Raw genomic sequence first — 18,342 nt, forward strand, 5'->3', positions numbered from 1 at the left:
GGGAGCGTCACCATGACCGGCGAGCGTGGAACCAGACGCCCCGGCCGCGTCCTCACCGCGTTCCTCTGCGCGCTGACGGCGGCCGGGCTGTACGGCTGCTCCGACTCGGGCGGGTCCAAACCCACCGCGGTACCGACAGCCTCGCCCGCCACGACGGCGCCCGCGCCCACGACACCCGCGCCCACCGGCCGATCGCCCTTCACCGGACTGCCCGCGCGGCCCGCCCCGGTCCTCGCCGTCAAGATAGACAACGTGGCCGCGGCGCGCCCCCACACCGGCCTCGGCGCGGCCGACCTCGTCTACGTCGAACAGGTCGAGGGCGGGGCCACCCGGCTCCTCGCCGTGTACTCCTCCCGCCTCCCCGACCTCGCGGGACCCGTCCGCAGCGCCCGCGAATCCGACATCGAGCTGCTCAGGACCTTCGGCCGGCCGGTTCTCGCCTACTCGGGCGCGCAGTCCGCGCTGAATCCGCTGATCGCCGCCGCGCCCCTCCACCCGATCACCGAGTCCACCGCCCCCGGCGCCTTCCGGCGCTCCCCCGACCGGCCCGCCCCGCACAACCTCTACCTGCGCCCCGAGCGGGCCCTCGCCACCGACCCGGGGGCCCCGAACGCGCCGGACGTCGGCTTCCGCTTCGGCCCCGCCCCGGGCGGCACCCCGGTCGACTCCGAGACCGTCCGCTTCCCGGCCGCCCGCTACACCTTCACCTGGTCCGCCGCCGACCGGAGCTGGCGGGTGGCGATGGACGGCCGGGCGGCCCGTACCACCGACACCGGAGCGCTGAACCCGTCGACGGTCGTCGTCCAGCGGGTCGCCATCCGCGCCTCCGACTACCACGACCGGTCCGGCGCGGTCTCCCCGTACACCGAGACCGTCGGCAGCGGCACCGCGCTCGTCCTGCGCGACGGACGCGCCCACGAGGCCCGCTGGTCCCGGCCCTCGGCCTCGGCGGGCACCACCTTCACCACCTCGGGCGGAGCGCCGCTCGCCTTCGCGCCCGGACAGATCTGGGTGGTCCTCGCCCCGAAGGGCTGAAGGGCCGACAAGCTCAAGAGCCCGCGGGCCCCGGGCCGGTCGGCGGGCGGCGGCGGGACGCGCCCGCGCCGTCCGACGCGGCCATCCCGATGGTGACCACCGTCAGCACCAGCCAGCCGAACCAGAGCCAGCCGCTGCTGCCGAGCGCCACCGTGTACGCCGTCGTCAGCACCAACGCGGCGCAGGTGAGCACCGCCATCGTCTTCGTGGGACCGGACATCAGTCCGCCCTCCTCCCGACCGAGGCCACGCGAGCCGTCCCGACCATCGTGAACCCCCGAGAGGGGCGCGCGCTACTCCCCGGACGCTCCGGCGTGCGCCGGAAAGCGGATTCCGGTCAGCGCCCCCGCGCCTGGAGCGAGGCCAGATACGCGTTGTACGCCTCCAGCTCCTTGTCCCCGTCCCGGTCGGCCGCCCGGTCCAGACGGACCGCCTGCCGCTGCTCGGAGTGGTACCACTGGTAGACGAGCGCGATCAGCACGAGCACCGACGGGATCTCGCTGAACGCCCAGGCGATGCCGCCCGCCGCGTTCTGGTCGGCGAGCGCGTCGATCCCCAGTGAGGCCGGCGGACTCGCGTAGGCCTGGACCATCGGCTCCGACGCCATCATCAGCGCGATGCCGAAGAAGGCGTGGAACGGCATGCCCGCGAACAGCTCCAGCATCCGCATCACGTAACCCGGCCGGTGCGGGCCCGGGTCCACGCCCATGATCGGCCAGAAGAAGACCACGCCCACCATCAGGAAGTGGACCATCATCCCGATGTGGCCGGGCTTCGAGCCCATCAGGAAGTCGAAGAGCGGCGTGAAGTACAGCGCGTACAGGCTCGCGATGAACATCGGGATCGTGAAGCCGGGGTGCGTGATCACCTTGATGTACCGGCTGTGCAGCAGCTTCAGGAGCAGCTCGCGCGGCCCCGTCGAACCACGGCCCGCCACCGGCAGCGCCCGCAGCGCGAGCGTCACCGGCGCGCCGAGGAGCAGCAGGATCGGCGACAGCATGGAGATCACCATGTGCTGCACCATGTGCACGCTGAACATGACCATGCCGTAGTCGTTGAGCTTGGTGCACATGACGAGGGCGACGCTCAGCACGCCGACCGTGAAGAACACCGTCCGGCTCACCGGCCACGCGTCCCCGCGCCGCCGCAGCCGCGCCACGCCCCACCCGTACAGACCGAGCGCCACGAGGCAGCCGATCAGGAAGAAGGGGTCGGGAGAGAACTCCAGACCCCGTCCCAGCGTGAACGGCGGCAGATCCGTGGTCATGCCGTGCCCGCTGTGATCCATCGTGTGCACTCCTGGAGCCCGATTCGCGCTTGTTGTCCGCACCAGACTAGAACCGCCCCCGGCCGCGACTGCGACCGGGGGCGGATGTCACGAACGGGCGACGGTCAGAGCACGCACTCCGCCTCGGCGTAGCGGTCGGCCGGGACCGTCTTGAGGGTCTCCACGGCCTGGGCCAGCGGAACCATCTCGATCTCCGTGCCGCGCAGTGCGGTCATCATGCCGAACTCGCCGCGGTGCGCCGCCTCGACCGCGTGCCAGCCGAAGCGGGTCGCGAGGACACGGTCGTACGCGGTCGGGGTGCCGCCGCGCTGGACGTGCCCGAGGATCACCGGGCGGGCCTCCTTGCCGAGCCGCCGCTCCAGCTCCACGGAGAGCTGGTTGGCGACGCCGGTGAACCGCTCGTGGCCGTAGATGTCGGTGCCGGCGGTCTTGAACTCCATCGAGCCCTCGCGCGGCTTCGCGCCCTCGGCGACGACGACGATCGCGAAGCGCTTGCCGTCGGCGAAGCGGGCGCCGACCCGGGCGGTCAGCTCGTCCATGTCGAAGGGGCGCTCGGGGACGACGACGGCGTGCGCGCCGGCGGCCATGCCGGAGTGCAGCGCTATCCAGCCGGTGTGACGGCCCATGACCTCGACGACGAGGACCCGCTGGTGGGACTCGGCGGTGGTCTTGAGCCGGTCGAGGGCCTCGGTGGCGACGGTCACGGCGGTGTCGAAGCCGAAGGTGACGTCGGTGGAGGCGATGTCGTTGTCGATGGTCTTCGGGACGCCGACGATCGGGAGACCCGCCTCGGAGAGCAGGTTCGCCGCCTTCAGGGTGCCCTCGCCGCCGATCGGGATGATCGCGTCGAGCCCCAGGTCGGCGACATGGCCGCGGGCGCGCTCGACGCCGTCGACCAGGTGCGCGGGCTGGACCCGCGAGGAGCCGAGGATGGTGCCGCCCCGGGCCAGGATGCCGCCCACCGCTTCGAGGTCGAGCTTGCGGTAGTCGGCCTCCAGGAGGCCCTTCCACCCGTCGAGGAAGCCGATGACCTCGTCGCCGTGGTCGACGACGGCGCGGTGCACGACGGAACGGATGACAGCGTTCAGACCGGGGCAGTCTCCGCCGGAGGTGAGCACGCCAATGCGCATAGCCCATAAACCTTTGCAACGTGGGCCGACTCCCGGACCCCGTCGTCCGGCTGGATTCCCGCCACCCTATCGCCGCAGGGTGGCGGGGCCGAACCGGATGTCCGCACAGTGGACAACGCACGTTCGTACGAGAGAGGGGCGGCGGCGGCGCCCGGGACGGCTCAGGCGGGCTGCGTGGCCGCCGCGATGCGCTCGGCGCGCAGCGCCTCGTACCAGCGGTCGTCGGTCGGCGGCAGCGCGTTCACGTCGAGGGCCAGCTTCAGGAGCAGGTCCGCGATCTGCGGGTTGCGCGCCATGACGGGGCCGTGCATGTACGTACCGAAGACGGTGTCGTTGTACGCGCCCTCGGTGCCGTCGCCGGTCCCGTTGCCCTTGCCGAGGACGGTCCGGGCGAACGGGCGGGCCGTCGGGCCGAGATGGGTGATGCCCTGGTGGTTCTCGAAGCCCGTCAGCTGGGGCAGGCCGAGGCGCGGGTCGATGTCCGCGAGGACGTCGCCGACGCACCGCTCGCCCTCGCCGCGGGTCGAGATCACGTCGATGAGACCGAGACCGGCCTCCCGCTCGCCCAGGTCGTTGATGAACTCGTGGCCCAGGATCTGGTAGCCGGCGCAGACCGAGAAGATGATCGCGCCGTTGGAGGCGGCCCGGCTCAGACCGCCGTCCCGGCGCAGCCGCTCGGCCGCGAGCCGCTGCGGACGGTCCTCGCCGCCACCGATCAGATAGATGTCGCCCGAGGTCGGCACCGGCTGGTCGCTGCGGACGTCGACGCGCTCGACGCTGAGACCGCGCTGCTCGGCGCGGCGCTGGACGACGAGGACGTTGCCCTGGTCGCCGTAGGTGCTGAGCAGGTCCGGGTAGACCCAGACCAGGCGCAGGCTGCTGTCACTCATGCTGCAAGTCCTCTACGGGTCAGTTGCCGACGCGGCGGCGGACGTCCTGGAAGGCGGTGTAGTTGGCGATCAGCTCGATCTGCCCGGGCGGGGCCATCGCGACGGCCTCGTCGAGGGTCTCGCAGACGCGGAAGTCCACGCCCGCGACCTCCAGGCGGACCGCGAGGTCCAGCTTGCGGTCGCCGATCACCATGATCGGGTGGCCGGCGAGCCGGCCGTAGTCCACGTCCCACAGCCAGGAGGTGTCCGTCCCGTCGGCGCCGCGCGCGTTGACGGAGAGGATCACCGGGGCGGGCGGCCCGTCGATGAGGGAGAACGTCTCCAGCCAGCCGGCCGGGTTCTTCGCGAGCAGCAGACGCAGGTCGCGGCCCTGGAAGGAGACCACGTCGTAGCGTCCGGCGACGGCCTGCACCTGGTACATGCGCTCCAGGGCCACCTGCGGCGGCACCCCGAACACGGCGGCGACGGCGGCCGAGCTGGTGGCGTTCGCCTTGTTGGCGCGGCCGGGCAGCTGGAGCCGGATCGGCCAGGCCGAACCGTGCGGGTCGAGCACGTGGTCGCCGCTGAGCGCCCAGCTCGGCGCGGGACGGCGGAAGCCGCACTCGCCGCAGAACCAGTCGTCACCCGGGCGCTGCATCACACCGCCGCAGGCGGGGCACGACCAGGCGTCGTCCTTCCACTCCTGGCCCGCGGCCACCCACACCACGTTGGGGGAGGAGGAGGCGGCCCACACGATGAGCGGGTCGTCGGCGTTGGCGACGACGACGGCCTTGGTGCCGCTGAGGCCCTCGCGCCACTTCTCGGCGAGCATCCGGGTCTCGGCGGCGCGGTCGAGCTGGTCGCGGGAGAGGTTGAGCAGCGCGATGACCTTCGGCGTGGTGTCGCGGGCGACTCCGGCGAGGTACTTCTCGTCGACCTCGATCACGCCGTACTTCGAGTCCGAGCCGCCGGCCAGCGCCGAGGTGATGCCGGCGGGCATGTTGGCGCCGAGGGCGTTCGAGACGACGGGGCCGGCGGCGCGCAGGGCCTCCGCGATCAGCCGGGTCGTCGTCGTCTTGCCGTTGGTCGCCGACACCAGGACGACGTCCAGATGCTGCGCGAGCCGGCCCAGGAGGTCGGGGTCCAGCCTCAGCGCGACCTTGCCGCCGATCACCGATCCGCTGCCGCGCCCCGCCGCACGCGACACCGCGGCCGCGGCCCTGCCCGCCGTCACGGCCAGCTTGGCGCGCGGCGACAGCGGCTCTGGATTACCGGGGTGTCCTGACATCGTTCTTGTTCCTCCTCGCGTCGGTCCGGGCTCAGCCTATCGAGATCCGGCCAGCAGCCCGAACAGCGGCACCGCCGAGCGACCGTGCGAAACAGCCTGGTCACGGCGGACCGTACCCTTACCGCCATGCGAAACCGCCCCATCCCCGGCAGTTCCGGCCGCGTCCGAGCGATGACCCTGCTCGGCGATCCCGTGCTGCACCGTCCCTGTGAGCCCGTCACCGACTTCGGTCCCGAACTGGCCCGGCTCGTCGAGGACTTGTTCGCCACGATGTACGCGGCGAACGGCGTGGGCCTCGCGGCGAACCAGGTGGGCGTGGGCTTGCGCGTCTTCGTCTACGACTGTCCCGACGACGAGGAGAACCGCCATCTGGGCCATGTGGTGAACCCGCGCCTGGTGGAAGCGGACGGCGACGTGATCCGGGGCCCTGAGGGCTGTCTCTCCCTGCCGGGGCTCGAAGCCCCGACGCCCCGTCACGACCGCGCGGTGGTCGAGGGCGTCCGGACGGACGGGACGCCGGTACGGGTCGAGGGCACGGGTTTCTTCGCCCGCTGCCTCCAGCACGAGACGGACCATCTGGAGGGCCGGGTCTACGCGGACCGGGTCACCGGGTGGCGCAAGTCACGTCTCCTCCGGTCGATCCGCAAGGAGCCGTGGGCGGCCGAGCAGCCGTGGGGGGCCGGGGCAGACGTCCCGGGGGCCTAGAAGCCGGGTCCGCCGGGGCGGTCGTCGGCCTGGGCGAGGCGGCCCCAGAGGAGGTCCGCGAGGCTGTGGACGAGTTCGGCGCGGGTGCAGGGGCGCTCGCCGAGCCACCAGTCGCCGGCCGCGTGCATCATGCCGACGATGCCGTGACCCCAGATCCGGGCCTGGGCCTCGGCGGCGGGGCCCAGGTCGACGCGCTCGGCGATGACCTGGCCGAGCTCCTCGCCCATGCGCCGGAGCAGTGGGGCGGAGTGGCGGCCGACGTCGAAGCCCTGCTCGGTCTGGTGCGTCTCCTCCGCCGGGTGCATGAGGAAGCGGTAGACCTGGGGCATCGCCTCGATCGACGCCAGATAGGTGTCGAGGGTGGCCTCGACACGGCGCCGCCGGTCGGCGGGCGCGTCGAGCGCGGCCCGCAGGGCGGAGAGGAGGGCGTCCGTGTGCCGGATGGCGAGGGCGCGGTACAGGCCGCCCTTGTCGCCGAAGTGGCGGTAGAGGATCGGCTTGGTGATGCCGGCCTCGGCCGCGATCGCGTTCATGGAGGCCTTGGGGCCGTCCCGGAGCACCACCCGGTCCGCCGCCTCCAGCAGCTCGCGTCGCCGCTGCTCGGCGGGCGTCTGCGGGTCGGTGGTCCGGTGTGCGATGTCCATAGCGTGTCTCCCCGCCCGTGCGATTCCGTGAGGCTGTCGCAACGTAACACCCGCTCGGTGCCCGGTGCTGGGCGGGCCGGAGGCTCCGCCGCTGGTTGACAGCCCATACCCACCGGTAACAGACTGGTGTTACCGCAAGTAACGTACTCCGTGGAGGGAAAATGGGCGAGTTCACGCTCGAACTCAACGAGGACCAGAAGCAGGTCCGCGACTGGCTCCACGGCTTCGCCGCCGATGTGATGCGCCCCGCGGCCGCCGAATGGGACGAGCGTGAGGAGACTCCCTGGCCGATCATCCAGGAAGCGGCCAAGCTCGGCATCTACTCGCTCGACTTCTACGCCCAGCAGTTCTTCGACCCCACCGGTCTCGGCATCCCGATGGCGATGGAGGAGCTCTTCTGGGGCGACGCGGGCATCGCCCTCTCCATCGTCGGTACGGGCCTCGCCGCCGTCGGCGTCCTCGCCAACGGCACCGAGGAGCAGATCGGCACCTGGGTCCCGCAGATGTACGGCGACGCCACCGACATCAAGGTCGCGGCGTTCTGCTCCTCCGAGCCCGACGCCGGCTCGGACGTCGCCTCCATGCGGACGCGGGCCGTGTACGACGAGGCCAAGGACGAGTGGGTGCTCAACGGCACCAAGACCTGGGCGACCAACGGCGGCATCGCCAACGTCCACGTCGTCGTCGCCGTCGTCGACGCCGAGCTGGGCTCCAAGGGTCACGCCTCCTTCATCGTCCCGCCGAACACCCCCGGTCTCTCCCAGGGCCAGAAGTTCCAGAAGCACGGCATCCGCGCCTCCCACACCGCCGAGGTCGTCCTGGAGGACGTCCGCGTCCCCGGGCACTGCCTCCTCGGCGGCAAGGAGAAGCTGGACGAGCGCCTCGCCCGGGCCCGCGAGCGCGCCCAGAGCGGCGAGCGCGTCAAGAACGCCGCCATGGCCACCTTCGAGGCCTCCCGCCCCGCGGTCGGCGCCATGGCCGTCGGCACCGCCCGCGCCGCGTACGAGGTGGCCCTCGACTACGCGAAGACCCGGGTGCAGTTCGGCCGGCCGATCATCGAGAACCAGGGCGTCGCCTTCCAGCTCGCCGACATGGCCACCCAGATCGACGCGGCCCGCCTCCTCGTCTGGCGCGCCTCCTGGATGGCCACGGCGGGCAAGCCCTTCACGGCGGCCGAGGGCTCCATGTCCAAGCTGTACGCCAGCGAGGTCGCCAAGCAGGTCACGGCCCAGGCCATCCAGATCCTCGGCGGCAACGGCTACACCCGCGAGTACCCGGTCGAGCGGATGCACCGCGACGCCGCGATCTACACCATCTTCGAGGGCACCAGCGAGATCCAGCGCATGGTGATCAGCCGCGCGCTCGCGAAGTAGCGGCAGGCCCCGGGCCCGGTGCGCGCCCGGGGCTCCGCAGGCGGGCCCGCTCACACCAGACAGAACTCGTTGCCCTCCGGGTCCTGGAGGACCACCGCGTAGTAGTCCATGCCGTTCGGCTCGTCCATGGCGTACAGGATCGTCGCGCCGAGCGCCGTGAGCCGGGCCACCTCGCCGTCCACCCGCTCCCGGCGCAGAGCGAGCGGGACGTCGCGGCCGCCGCCGACCTTGAGGTCCAGATGGACCCGGTTCTTGACGGTCTTGGGCTCCGGGACCTGCTGGAACCAGACCCGGGGCCCGACGCCCTTGGGGTCCACGATGGACTCCGGCAGCTCGCCGGCGTCCTCGCCCAGCTCCTCCTCGGGGACGCCGATCGCCGCCCAGTACTCACGCCAGGTGGCGTGCCCGGCCGGCGGCGGATCCGGGACGTACCGCAGGGCCTCCAGCCAGAAGGGCACCAGCCGCTGGGGGTCGGCGCAGTCGATCGTCAGTTGCAGGGTCAGCTCCGGTCGCTCCATGGGACGAGCCTTTCAGACGCCACTGACAACCGGCCAGATACGGACGGGTGTTCGCCACCTGTCATCCGCTACTACCCGCGGGTCACTTCCTGGGGGACAATCGCCCCGCAGGTGACGATCGAGGGGGAACCGTTCATGGCCACCACCACCGGTACCGAAGCGCCCGAACTCGCGGGACTGCCGTTGCTCGGCTCCCTGTTCGACCTCAAGAAGGACTCCCTGGGTACGTTCCTGCGCGCCCGGCGCGAGCACGGAGACGTCGTACGGATCGCCGCAGGACCGCCCGGATTGCGCGCCGTCGTCTACGGCGTCTTCTCCGCCGAGGGCGCCCAGCAGGTCCTCGCCGGAGAATCCGCCAATTTCCGCAAGGACAACCGGTTCTACCAGGAGTTGCGCGAGTCCTTCGGCAACGGACTCCTCACGAGCCAGGACGAGGACTACCTCCGTCAGCGCCGGCTCGTCCAGCCCCTCTTCACCCGCCGCCGTGTCGACTCCTACGCCTCGGCCGTCGCCGCCGAGGTCACCACCCTCATCGGCGAGTGGCAGGACGGCGGCGACGGAACCGTCGACGTCCTCCAGGAGATGACCCGCCTCGCCATGCGTGCCGTGACCCGCATCCTCTTCGGTACGGACGTCGACACCGCCGTCGAGATCGTCGAGCGCAGCTTCCCCGAACTGGGCGCCTACGTGCTGCGCCGCGGCTTCTCCCCGGTCAACATCCCCCGCGACTGGCCCACCCCGGGCAACCGCAAGGCCGCCGCAGTCCACCGGGCGCTGTACGAGGTGTGCGACCGCATCATCGCCGAACGCCGCGGCTCCGGCGCGGCCCCCGGCGACGGGCAGGACCTGCTCAGCCTCCTCGTCGAGGCCGAGAGCGCCGAGGACGGCAGCTTCGACGCGACGGAACTGCGCGAGCAGGTCCTCGTGTTCCTGCTCGCCGGTCACGAGACGACCGCCAGCTCCCTCGGCTTCGCCCTGCACCTCCTCGCCCTCCACCCGGAGGCGCAGAAGCGCGCCCACGAGGAGGTCGACCGGGTCCTCGCCGGCCGTGTCCCCGGCGCCGCCGACCTGGACGCGCTGCCGTACGTCACCCAGGTCCTCAAGGAGGCCATGCGGCTCTTCCCGGCCGCCGCGGTCATCGGCCGCCGCGCCGTCGCCGCCACCGAGATCGGCGGCGTCACCATCCCCGCGGGCGCGGACGTCATCGTCGCCCCCTGGGTCACCCACCGGCACCCGGGGTACTGGGAGGACGCGGAGCGCTTCGACCCGGACCGCTTCACGCCCGAGGCGGAGGCGGCCCGCCCCCGGTACGCGTGGTTCCCCTTCGGCGGCGGCCCGCGCGCGTGCATCGGCCAGCACTTCTCGATGCTGGAGTCGGTGATCGCCCTCGCGATGATCCTCCAGCGGTACGGCTTCGAGGCCGTCGACACCGAGGTGCCCGTCCTCCCCGCGATCACCCTCCAGGCGACGGGCCCGGCCCGCTGCCGCCTCACACCCAGGACGGCCTGAGCGGCGACCTAGCGGCGGGTCGCGACGACGACCGTCGCCCACCACTCCTCGGAGGTGATCACCTCGGGGGCGAGCAGGCCGCCCGAGACCTCCGCGACGGCCTTCACGGCCCACTCGGCCTGCCGTTCGCTCGTCTCCATGAGGAGATGTCCGCCGGGCGCCAGCCACTCCGGCGCCTCTGCGGCGACCCGGCGCAGCACGTCGAGACCGTCCGGGCCGCCGTCGAGCGTGACGAGCGGCTCGTGGTCCCGCGCCTCCGGGGGCAGAAGCCCGATCTCCTCGGTCGGTACGTACGGCACGTTGGCGACCAGGATCTCGACCCGGCCCCGCAGCTCCGCGGGCAGCGGCGCGAACAGATCGCCCGCGTACACCCGGCCGCCGCGCGGCTCGACGTTCCGCCGGGCGCAGCGCACCGCCGCCGGCTCGATGTCCGCGGCGTGCACCTCCGCGCCCGGGACCCGGTCGAGCAGCACCGCGCCCGCGGCGCCCGAGCCGCAGCACAGGTCGACGCAGACGGCTCCCGATCGTGCCAGCCCCACCGCGTGTCCGACGAGGAACTCCGTACGCCGCCGGGGGACGAAGACCCCGCCGTCGACCTCGATCCGCAGCCCGCCGAACTCGGCCCAGCCGACGATGTGTTCCAGCGGCAGACCCGCGGCCCGCCGCTCGACCATCAGGTCGAGTTCGTCGGGTCCGGCCGCCGCCGCGAGCAGCATCTCCGCCTCCTCCTCGGCGAAGACACAGCCCGCGGCCCGCAGCCGTTCGACGACGCGTGGGTCAGACAAGCTGGGCCTCGATCGCGGCCAGGACCTCGGGGGCGTCCGGCTCGGTGCGCGGACGGAAACGGGTGACCCGGCCGTCGCGGCCGATCAGGAACTTCTCGAAGTTCCACTGGACGTCACCGGCCTCGCCCTCCGCGTCGGCGACCTTCACCAGCTCCGCGTAGAGCGGGTGGCGGGCGTCCCCGTTGACGTCGGTCTTCGCCAGGAGCGGGAAGGACACGCCATACGTCGCCGAACAGAAGGTGTGGATCTCCTCGGCGCTGCCCGGCTCCTGTCCCGCGAACTGGTTGCAGGGCACACCGAGCACGGTGAAGCCGCGCTCCCCGTACTCCTTCTGCAGCCGCTCGAGACCGGCGTACTGCGGGGTCAGCCCGCACTTGGAGGCCACGTTCACCACCAGGACCGCGCGGTCCCGGTAGTCGGCGAGGGAGACCGGATCACCGGTCAGGGTCTTCAGCGGAATGTCGTACAGGCTCATGGACTGCTCCTCATCGGAATAGGGTTTGATCTCAACATGGGAGACGAACCACTGGCAATCGAGATCGATTCCGCGCCGGAGAAGGGGCCGCGCCCGGTCCGCTGCCGCCTCTGCGGTCGCCCCCTGACGGGCGCGGACTCCCGCCGCACGGGCCTGGGCCCGACCTGCGACGCGAAACTCCACCCCCCGGCCCCGGACATCCGCACCCGCCGCCACGAGGTGGAACAGGACACCCTGCCGGGCATCGACCGGGCCCTGTAGGGCCGTTGAGCCGGAACCCGGCGACGCTACCAGCCCGCAAACCAGTGGCCCAGCCGTTTCCCCGGACAGCAGAGTGGGCGCCGATGAGACCGAGATCCGAGCACCCGGAGCCCTGAGATGTCCACCCTGCGCGTCACCGCCGAAGTCCTCACCGTCCACCCCCACCCCAACGCCGACGCCCTGGAACTGGCGCAGGTCGGGCTCTATCGGGCCGTCGTCGCCAAGGGCGCCTACCGGACCGGTGAGGTCGCCGTCTACATCCCGGAGCAGGCGGTGCTGCCCGCGGGGCTCGTCGACGAGCTCGGGCTGACCGGGCGGCTCGCCGGGAAGCAGTCGGACCGGGTGAAGGCGGTGCGGCTGCGTGGCGAGCTGTCGCAGGGGATCGTGTGCCGGCCCGGTGCGCTCGCCGGCGTCGACCTGACGCGGGCCGCGAGCGAGGGGACCGACTTCGCGGAGACGCTCGGCATCGTCAAGTGGACGCCGCCGATCCCGCCGACGATGAGCGGTGACGTCGAGGTCGCGCCCGACCTGCTGCCCTGGGTCGACATCGAGAACCTCCAGCGCTACCCCGGCATGTTCGAGCCCGGGGAGCCCGTCGTCCTGACGGAGAAGCTGCACGGAACGGCCTGCCTGCTGACGTACCACGCCGAGGAGGGGCGCGTGCAGGTCTCCTCGAAGGGCTTCGGGGCCAAGGGGCTCGCCCTCCAGGAGGACCCGCGCAACCTGTACTGGCGCGCCGTCCACGGCCACGGCCTGCCCGCCGTCGCCGAGCGGCTGGCGAAACGTCTCGGCGCCCGGCGCGTCGGCGTCTTCGGCGAGGTGTACGGCTCCGGGGTGCAGGACCTCGCGTACGGCGCCGACGCCCGGTCCGAGACCGTCGGGTACGCGCTCTTCGACGTGTCGGCCGAGATCGACGGCCGGGTGCGGTGGCTGGACCCCGCCGACGTCCTGGAGGCCGGCGAGGTCCCGCTCGTACCGCGGCTGTACTCCGGCCCGTACGACCTGGACACCGTCCTCGCGTACGCCACCGGCCGCGAGACCGTCTCCGGGCGGGAGACGCACCTGCGGGAGGGCGTCGTCATCCGGCCCGCGACCGAGCGGTACAGCCCGGTCACCGGCGGCCGGGCCATCGCCAAGGCGGTCAGCCCGGCCTACCTGACCCGTAAGGGCGGCACCGAGTACGAGTGACCGGGGCGGCCTACAGCGCGCGGAACAGGCCCTCCTGCACCACCGACACCAGGAGCCTGCCCTCGCGGTCGTAGATCCTGCCCCGGGCCAGTCCCCGGCCGCCCGTCGCGATCGGGGACTCCTGGTCGTAGAGGAACCACTCGTCCGCGCGGAACGGGCGGTGGAACCACATCGCGTGGTCGAGCGAGGCCATGTCGAAGCCCCGCGGGCCCCAGAGCGGCTCGATCGGGATCCTTACCGCGTCCAGGAGCGTCATGTCCGAGGCGTACGTCAGGGCGCAGGTGTGGACCAGCGGGTCGTCTCCCAGCGGACCGACGGCCCGCATCCACACCGCGGAGCGCGGGTCCGCGTCCTTGACCTCGTCCATGGTCCAGCGCAGCCGGTCGACGTACCGGATGTCGAAGGGCTGCCGGCGGGCCATCCGCTCCAGGGCCTCCGGCAGCGCGCCGAGGTGTTCGCGGATCTCGTCCGCGAGGTTCGGCAGGCTCTCCGGGTCGGTCAGATGCCGCGGCGGCAGCTGATGCTCGAAGGCGCCCTCCTCCGGCTTGTGGAAGGAGGCCGTCAGATTGAAGATCGTCCGCCCTTCCTGCACGGCCGTCACCCGGCGGGTCGTGAACGAACGCCCGTCCCGCACCCGCTCCACCTGGTAGACGATCGGCACCCCGGGCCGGCCCGGCCGCAGGAAGTAGGCGTGCAGCGAGTGCACCGGCCGGTCGCCCTCCGTGGTGCGTCCCGCCGCCACCAGGGCCTGCCCGGCGACCTGCCCGCCGAAGACCCGTTGCAGCGACTCCTGCGGGCTGCGCCCACGGAAGATGTTGACCTCGATCTGCTCCAGGTCGAGCAGGTCCACGAGCCTCTCGGCGGGATTCGTCACGGCTGAGCTCCTTCGGGGGTGTCTACAGCTGTCCGACGGACGTCACGCGGACCACCGCGCGGCCCTCCTCGTCGGAGGCCGCGAGATCCACCTCCGCGCTGACGCCCCAGTCATGGTCGCCGTTGGGGTCGGCGAAGGTCTGCCGGACGCGCCACAGGCCGTGCGCCGCGTCCTCCTCGATGGCGAGCAGCTTCGGACCGCGCGCGTCCGGTCCCGTACCGAGGTCGTCGTACTCGTCCCAGTACGCGTCCATCGCGTCGCCCCACGCGTCCGCGTCCCAGCCGGACTCGGCGTCCAGCTCGCCCAGCGCGGACACGTTGTCGAGAGCGGCCAGCTCCACCCGGCGGAACATCGCGTTCCGCACGAGGACCCGGAAGGCGCGGGCGTTGGCCGTGACCGGCTTGACCTGGTCGGCCTTCTCCTGAGCCTCCTCGGCCGTCTGGACCTCCGGGTTCGCGAGCTGCTCCCACTCGTCGAGCAGCGAGGAGTCCACCTGGCGCACCATCTCGCCCAGCCAGGCGATCAGGTCCTCCAGGTCCTCGGTCTTCAGGTCGTCCGGGATGGTGTGGTCGAGCGCCTTGAACGCGCTCGCCAGGTACCGGAGCACGATGCCCTCGGTCCGCGCCAGCTCGTACCAGGAGGTGAACTCGGTGAAGGTCATGGCCCGTTCGTACATGTCACGGATGACCGACTTCGGCGACACCGGGTGGTCGCCGACCCACGGGTGCGACTTCCGGTAGACGTCGTACGCGTGCCAGAGCAGCTCGTCCAGGGGCTTCGGGTACGAGATCTCCTGGAGCCGCTCCATCCGCTCCTCGTACTCGACACCGTCCCGCTTCATCTGGCCGACCGCCTCGCCCCGCGCCTTGTTCTGCATGGCGGCGAGGATCTGGCGCGGGTCGTCGAGCGTCGACTCGACGACGGAGACCATGTCCAGGGCGTACGAGGGGGACTCGGGGTCGAGCAGGTCGAAGGCGGCGAGCGCGAACGTCGACAGCGGCTGGTTGAGCGCGAAGTCCTGCTGGAGGTCGACCGTGAGCCGGATCGTGCGGCCCTCGGCGTCCGGGGTGTCCAGCTGCTCCACCACTCCGCCGTCGAGCAGGGAGCGGTAGATCGCGATGGCCCTGCGGATGTGCCGCAACTGCGCCTTGCGCGGCTCGTGGTTGTCCTCCAGGAGCCCCCGCATCGCCTCGAAGGCGTTGCCCGGCCGGGCGATCACCGAGAGCAGCATGATGTTGGTGACCTTGAAGCGGGAGGTCAGCGGCTCCGGCTCGGCGTCGATCAGCTTGTCGAACGTCGCGTCGCTCCAGGCGACGAAGCCCTCCGGGGCCTTCTTGCGGACCACCTTGCGGCGCTTCTTCGGGTCGTCGCCGGCCTTCGCGAGCGCCTTCTCGTTCTCGATGACGTGCTCGGGGGCCTGGGCGACCACGTAACCGGCCGTGTCGAAGCCGGCCCGGCCGGCCCGGCCCGCGATCTGGTGGAACTCACGGGCGCGCAGGGTCCGCACCCGGGTGCCGTCGTACTTGGTCAGGGCCGTGAAGAGCACTGTACGGATCGGCACGTTCACACCGACGCCGAGGGTGTCCGTCCCGCAGATCACCTTCAGGAGACCGGCCTGAGCGAGCTTCTCGACGAGCCGGCGGTACTTCGGCAGCATGCCCGCGTGGTGCACGCCGATGCCGTGGCGGACGTAACGCGAGAGGTTCTGGCCGAACTTGGTGGTGAAGCGGAAGTTGCCGATCAGCTCGGCGATCCTGTCCTTCTCCTCGCGCGTGCACATGTTGATGCTCATCAGCGACTGCGCGCGCTCCACGGCCTGCGCCTGCGTGAAGTGCACGATGTAGACCGGCGCCTGCCGGGTCTCCAGGAGCTCCGTCAGGGTGTCCGTGATGGGCGTCAGCCGGTACTCGTACGAGAGCGGCACCGGCCGGGTCGCGGAGCGGACCACCGAGGTCGGCCGACCCGTGCGCCGGGTCAGGTCCTTCTCGAACATCGACATGTCGCCGAGCGTCGCCGACATGAGGACGAACTGCGCCTGGGGGAGTTCGAGGAGCGGGATCTGCCAGGCCCAGCCGCGGTCCGCTTCCGCGTAGAAGTGGAACTCGTCCATGACGACCTGGCCGATGTCGGCGTACTTGCCGTCCCGCAGCGCGATCGAGGCGAGGACCTCGGCGGTGCAGCAGATGACCGGCGCGTCCGCGTTCACGGAGGCGTCACCGGTCAGCATGCCGACGTTCTCGGTGCCGAAGATCTTGCACAGGTCGAAGAACTTCTCCGACACCAGCGCCTTGATCGGCGCGGTGTAGAACGTCACCTGGTCGTTCGCGAGCGCGGTGAAGTGCGCCCCCGCCGCGACCAGCGACTTTCCCGAACCGGTGGGGGTGGACAAGATCACGTTCGCCCCGGAGACGACCTCGATCAGCGCCTCTTCCTGGGCCGGGTAGAGCGTGATGCCCCGGTCCTCGGCCCAGGAGGAGAAGGCCTCGAAGAGGGCGTCGGGGTCGGCGGTCGGCGGCAGCTGATCGATAAGGGTCACGCCCCCATCTTGCCTGGATTCCGCTCGGATGAGGGAACCGGCCACCGGACGCCAAGATCACGGACGATAGGCTCGTCCGTCGACCGGTCGTCAACTGAGCGCCGGCAGGGGAGAAACGGGGCGGGTCGACCATGATGGGACCGGCGCATTCGCTGTCCGGAGCGGCGGCCTGGCTGGGCGTCGGAGCGGCTGCGGCGGCCTTCGACCGGCCGATGCCCTGGCCGGTTCTCGTCGTCGGCGCGCTCATCTGCGCGGGCGCCGCCCTCGCCCCCGACCTCGACCACAAGTCCGCGACCATCTCCCGCGCCTTCGGGCCGGTCTCCAAGGGCCTCTGCGAGATCGTCGACAAGCTGTCGTACGCCGTCTACAAGGCGACCCGCTCCTCCGCCGACCCCCGCAGGTCGGGCGGCCACCGGACGCTCACCCACACCTGGCTCTGGGCGGTCCTGATCGGCGGCGGCGCCTCGGCCGCGGCGGTCGGCGGCGGCCGGTGGGCGGTGCTCGCGATCCTCTTCGTCCATCTGGTGCTCGCCGTGGAGGGCCTGCTGTGGCGGGCCGCGCGGATGTCCAGTGACGTCCTGGTGTGGCTGCTCGGCGCGACCAGTGCCTGGATCCTGGCCGGCGTCCTCGACCAGCCGGGCAACGGCTCGGACTGGTTCTTCACCGGCCCCGGCCAGGAATATCTGTGGCTGGGGCTCCCGATCGTCCTCGGCGCCCTCGTCCACGACATCGGCGACGCCCTGACCGTCTCCGGCTGCCCGATCCTGTGGCCGATCCCGGTCGGCCGGAAGCGCTGGTACCCGATCGGCCCGCCGAAACCCATGCGCTTCCGGGCCGGCAGCTGGGTCGAGCTCAAGGTCCTGATGCCGGCGTTCATGCTGCTCGGCGGAGCCGGGGGCGCTTCCGCGCTCGGCTTCATCTGACCCGAGCCGCTCTCAACCGTTCCGCGGTACCCCGAGGGTCGTCACGAGCCGGAGGAGTTCTTCCTGGAAGAGCTTGTCCGGGCTCACCGCCTGACGGCCGAGATGCCCGTACACCTCCAGGGTCACGAGTCCGTGCAGGTGTCCCCAGAGGCGCAGGGCGAGGGCGACGCCCGCGGGCGGCAGTTCGGGGAAGGCGGGGCGCACCTTGTCGAGGAGCCCGGCGTCGAAGTCGGACCAGGCGAAGGCGCTGTCCCGGTAGAGGGGTTCGGCGTACGGCCAGGCGACCCCGGCGAGTCCGGCGAGGCCGGTGCACACCCGGCGGGCCGGGTCCGGGGCGGGGCCGCCCTCGGGGGGCCGGTAGCCGGGCACGGGGTCTCCGTACACGAGCCGGAAGCCCTCGGGGTTCGTCAGGGCCCAGGTGCGGAAGGCGCGGGCCCACGCCAGGATCCGGGCGGCCGGGTCCCCGGCGGGGGCCTCGGCCCAGGCCGCTTCCACGGCGTCGGCGAGCGCCCCGTACACGTCGTCGATGAGCGTGGTCACCAGGTCGTCGCGGGTGGCGAAGTAGCCGTAGATCGCGTTGGCCGTCATGCCCATCTCGCGGGCGATGGCCCGCAGGGTGATGGCATCGGGGCCGCCCGAGGCCATCAGGCGCAGGGCCGTGCCCTTGATCTCGGCCGTGGTCTCGGCCCGGAGCCGCTCACGGCGTCCGCGCCCGGCCGGAGCCGTCCCGGGTCTCGGCGGAGGACGCGGCCGTGGCCCTCGTCGACGAGGCGGAACTGCCCCGCTTCGTCCAGCGCCGCTTCACGATCGGGTACTGACCGCCGCGGGGGCGGGGGGGGGGGGGGGACCCCCCCCCCCCCCGGGGGGGGGGGGGGCGCCCCGCGGGGGATCACGGGCACGACCCCCCCCACCAGCCCGAAGGCCCCCCACCCGCGACCATAT

Annotated in this window: 19 protein-coding genes; 7 read left to right on the plus strand and 12 right to left on the minus strand. The window is 72.0% G+C overall.

From position 1 onward, the window contains the following. Window positions 1-12 precede the first annotated feature (12 nt). Window positions 13-1,035: a DUF3048 domain-containing protein gene (locus ACIRB7_RS09620; protein ID WP_403594841.1), complete on the plus strand. Its 1,023-nt coding sequence runs from the start codon at window positions 13-15 to the stop codon at window positions 1,033-1,035. Window positions 1,036-1,048: 13 nt separating this feature from the next. Here the strand turns inward: ACIRB7_RS09620 and ACIRB7_RS09625 are convergent, their stop codons facing one another. From ACIRB7_RS09625 to ACIRB7_RS09645, 5 genes are all read right to left on the minus strand, one after another. Further along, window positions 1,049-1,255, minus strand: coding sequence for a hypothetical protein (locus ACIRB7_RS09625; RefSeq protein WP_403596240.1), 207 nt, complete (start codon window positions 1,253-1,255; stop codon window positions 1,049-1,051). A 116-nt stretch (window positions 1,256-1,371) separates the two neighbouring features. Then, a complete protein-coding gene (locus ACIRB7_RS09630; RefSeq protein ID WP_403594844.1) occupies window positions 1,372-2,322 on the minus strand; it encodes a cytochrome c oxidase assembly protein in 951 nt (316 codons plus the stop codon). Between the two features lie 104 nt (window positions 2,323-2,426). Continuing rightward, on the minus strand, window positions 2,427-3,452 hold the full coding sequence (locus tag ACIRB7_RS09635; protein WP_403594847.1) for a 6-phosphofructokinase: 1,026 nt from the start codon (window positions 3,450-3,452) through the stop codon (window positions 2,427-2,429). A gap of 161 nt (window positions 3,453-3,613) precedes the next feature. Then, complete coding sequence (locus ACIRB7_RS09640; protein ID WP_403594850.1) at window positions 3,614-4,342, minus strand: type 1 glutamine amidotransferase; 729 nt, start codon at window positions 4,340-4,342, stop codon at window positions 3,614-3,616. A gap of 19 nt (window positions 4,343-4,361) precedes the next feature. Then, window positions 4,362-5,609 carry a MurT ligase domain-containing protein gene (locus ACIRB7_RS09645; RefSeq protein WP_351217819.1) on the minus strand — a complete coding sequence of 416 codons (1,248 nt, stop codon included), beginning with the start codon at window positions 5,607-5,609 and terminating at the stop codon, window positions 4,362-4,364. 126 nt (window positions 5,610-5,735) lie between these two features. Here ACIRB7_RS09645 and def point away from each other — a divergent pair, with 126 nt between their 5' ends. Beyond that, complete coding sequence (gene def, locus ACIRB7_RS09650) at window positions 5,736-6,314, plus strand: peptide deformylase (protein ID WP_403594854.1); 579 nt, start codon at window positions 5,736-5,738, stop codon at window positions 6,312-6,314. Here def and ACIRB7_RS09655 read toward each other — a convergent pair. Continuing rightward, complete coding sequence (locus ACIRB7_RS09655) at window positions 6,311-6,958, minus strand: TetR family transcriptional regulator (RefSeq protein ID WP_403594857.1); 648 nt, start codon at window positions 6,956-6,958, stop codon at window positions 6,311-6,313. The two genes, def and ACIRB7_RS09655, sit on opposite strands and share 4 nt — an antisense overlap. Window positions 6,959-7,119: 161 nt before the next feature. Between ACIRB7_RS09655 and ACIRB7_RS09660 the strand changes: the two genes are divergently transcribed. After that, window positions 7,120-8,331 (plus strand): acyl-CoA dehydrogenase family protein, encoded by a 1,212-nt coding sequence (locus tag ACIRB7_RS09660; RefSeq protein ID WP_403594859.1) that lies wholly within the window; start codon window positions 7,120-7,122, stop codon window positions 8,329-8,331. A gap of 50 nt (window positions 8,332-8,381) precedes the next feature. Here ACIRB7_RS09660 and ACIRB7_RS09665 read toward each other — a convergent pair whose 3' ends face one another. Continuing rightward, on the minus strand, window positions 8,382-8,849 hold the full coding sequence (locus ACIRB7_RS09665) for a VOC family protein (protein WP_403594862.1): 468 nt from the start codon (window positions 8,847-8,849) through the stop codon (window positions 8,382-8,384). Between the two features lie 135 nt (window positions 8,850-8,984). Between ACIRB7_RS09665 and ACIRB7_RS09670 the strand changes: the two genes are divergently transcribed. Next, window positions 8,985-10,358 carry a cytochrome P450 gene (locus ACIRB7_RS09670; RefSeq protein ID WP_403594865.1) on the plus strand — a complete coding sequence of 458 codons (1,374 nt, stop codon included), beginning with the start codon at window positions 8,985-8,987 and terminating at the stop codon, window positions 10,356-10,358. An 8-nt stretch (window positions 10,359-10,366) separates the two neighbouring features. Here the strand turns inward: ACIRB7_RS09670 and ACIRB7_RS09675 are convergent, their stop codons facing one another. Further along, window positions 10,367-11,143, minus strand: coding sequence for a putative protein N(5)-glutamine methyltransferase (locus ACIRB7_RS09675; RefSeq protein ID WP_403594867.1), 777 nt, complete (start codon window positions 11,141-11,143; stop codon window positions 10,367-10,369). Then, window positions 11,136-11,618, minus strand: a complete 483-nt coding sequence (locus ACIRB7_RS09680; RefSeq protein ID WP_403594870.1) for a glutathione peroxidase — start codon at window positions 11,616-11,618, stop codon at window positions 11,136-11,138. Before ACIRB7_RS09680 ends, ACIRB7_RS09675 begins: the two co-directional genes overlap by 8 nt. 36 nt (window positions 11,619-11,654) lie before the next feature. On the opposite strand from ACIRB7_RS09680, the gene ACIRB7_RS09685 reads away from it, so the two are divergent. Together ACIRB7_RS09685 and ACIRB7_RS09690 are read left to right on the plus strand one after the other, a co-directional pair. Further along, on the plus strand, window positions 11,655-11,879 hold the full coding sequence (locus ACIRB7_RS09685) for a DUF6011 domain-containing protein (protein WP_403594873.1): 225 nt from the start codon (window positions 11,655-11,657) through the stop codon (window positions 11,877-11,879). Window positions 11,880-11,996: 117 nt separating this feature from the next. Then, on the plus strand, window positions 11,997-13,067 hold the full coding sequence (locus ACIRB7_RS09690) for an RNA ligase (ATP) (RefSeq protein WP_403594876.1): 1,071 nt from the start codon (window positions 11,997-11,999) through the stop codon (window positions 13,065-13,067). A gap of 10 nt (window positions 13,068-13,077) precedes the next feature. Here ACIRB7_RS09690 and ACIRB7_RS09695 read toward each other — a convergent pair whose 3' ends face one another. Continuing rightward, window positions 13,078-13,941: an acyl-CoA thioesterase II gene (locus tag ACIRB7_RS09695; RefSeq protein ID WP_351220563.1), complete on the minus strand. Its 864-nt coding sequence runs from the start codon at window positions 13,939-13,941 to the stop codon at window positions 13,078-13,080. Window positions 13,942-13,963: 22 nt separating this feature from the next. Then, window positions 13,964-16,477 carry a DEAD/DEAH box helicase gene (locus ACIRB7_RS09700; RefSeq protein ID WP_403594879.1) on the minus strand — a complete coding sequence of 838 codons (2,514 nt, stop codon included), beginning with the start codon at window positions 16,475-16,477 and terminating at the stop codon, window positions 13,964-13,966. A gap of 131 nt (window positions 16,478-16,608) precedes the next feature. Here ACIRB7_RS09700 and ACIRB7_RS09705 point away from each other — a divergent pair, with 131 nt between their 5' ends. Further along, the gene (locus ACIRB7_RS09705) at window positions 16,609-17,400 is read left to right on the plus strand and encodes a metal-dependent hydrolase (RefSeq protein ID WP_403594882.1); all 792 of its coding nucleotides are present in this window, start codon (window positions 16,609-16,611) and stop codon (window positions 17,398-17,400) included. A gap of 12 nt (window positions 17,401-17,412) precedes the next feature. Here the strand turns inward: ACIRB7_RS09705 and ACIRB7_RS09710 are convergent, their stop codons facing one another. Next, window positions 17,413-18,069 carry a TetR/AcrR family transcriptional regulator gene (locus ACIRB7_RS09710; RefSeq protein WP_403596144.1) on the minus strand — a complete coding sequence of 219 codons (657 nt, stop codon included), beginning with the start codon at window positions 18,067-18,069 and terminating at the stop codon, window positions 17,413-17,415. Window positions 18,070-18,342: the final 273 nt, after the last annotated feature.

It is taken from the genome of Streptomyces sp. NPDC093795, from assembly GCF_044764665.1.
In the GTDB taxonomy this organism is placed as follows: domain Bacteria; phylum Actinomycetota; class Actinomycetes; order Streptomycetales; family Streptomycetaceae; genus Streptomyces.

Coding starts and splice junctions, on each gene's coding strand:
- def (WP_403594854.1), top strand. CDS start 5,736: ATGCGAAACCGCCCCATCCCCGGCAGTTCCGGCCGCGTCCGAGCGATG.
- ACIRB7_RS09670 (WP_403594865.1), top strand. CDS start 8,985: ATGGCCACCACCACCGGTACCGAAGCGCCCGAACTCGCGGGACTGCCG.
- ACIRB7_RS09705 (WP_403594882.1), top strand. CDS start 16,609: ATGATGGGACCGGCGCATTCGCTGTCCGGAGCGGCGGCCTGGCTGGGC.
- ACIRB7_RS09690 (WP_403594876.1), top strand. CDS start 11,997: ATGTCCACCCTGCGCGTCACCGCCGAAGTCCTCACCGTCCACCCCCAC.
- ACIRB7_RS09620 (WP_403594841.1), top strand. CDS start 13: ATGACCGGCGAGCGTGGAACCAGACGCCCCGGCCGCGTCCTCACCGCG.
- ACIRB7_RS09665 (WP_403594862.1), bottom strand. CDS start 8,849: ATGGAGCGACCGGAGCTGACCCTGCAACTGACGATCGACTGCGCCGAC.
- ACIRB7_RS09660 (WP_403594859.1), top strand. CDS start 7,120: ATGGGCGAGTTCACGCTCGAACTCAACGAGGACCAGAAGCAGGTCCGC.
- ACIRB7_RS09630 (WP_403594844.1), bottom strand. CDS start 2,322: ATGGATCACAGCGGGCACGGCATGACCACGGATCTGCCGCCGTTCACG.
- ACIRB7_RS09640 (WP_403594850.1), bottom strand. CDS start 4,342: ATGAGTGACAGCAGCCTGCGCCTGGTCTGGGTCTACCCGGACCTGCTC.
- ACIRB7_RS09685 (WP_403594873.1), top strand. CDS start 11,655: ATGGGAGACGAACCACTGGCAATCGAGATCGATTCCGCGCCGGAGAAG.
- ACIRB7_RS09645 (WP_351217819.1), bottom strand. CDS start 5,609: ATGTCAGGACACCCCGGTAATCCAGAGCCGCTGTCGCCGCGCGCCAAG.
- ACIRB7_RS09635 (WP_403594847.1), bottom strand. CDS start 3,452: ATGCGCATTGGCGTGCTCACCTCCGGCGGAGACTGCCCCGGTCTGAAC.
- ACIRB7_RS09655 (WP_403594857.1), bottom strand. CDS start 6,958: ATGGACATCGCACACCGGACCACCGACCCGCAGACGCCCGCCGAGCAG.
- ACIRB7_RS09680 (WP_403594870.1), bottom strand. CDS start 11,618: ATGAGCCTGTACGACATTCCGCTGAAGACCCTGACCGGTGATCCGGTC.
- ACIRB7_RS09625 (WP_403596240.1), bottom strand. CDS start 1,255: ATGTCCGGTCCCACGAAGACGATGGCGGTGCTCACCTGCGCCGCGTTG.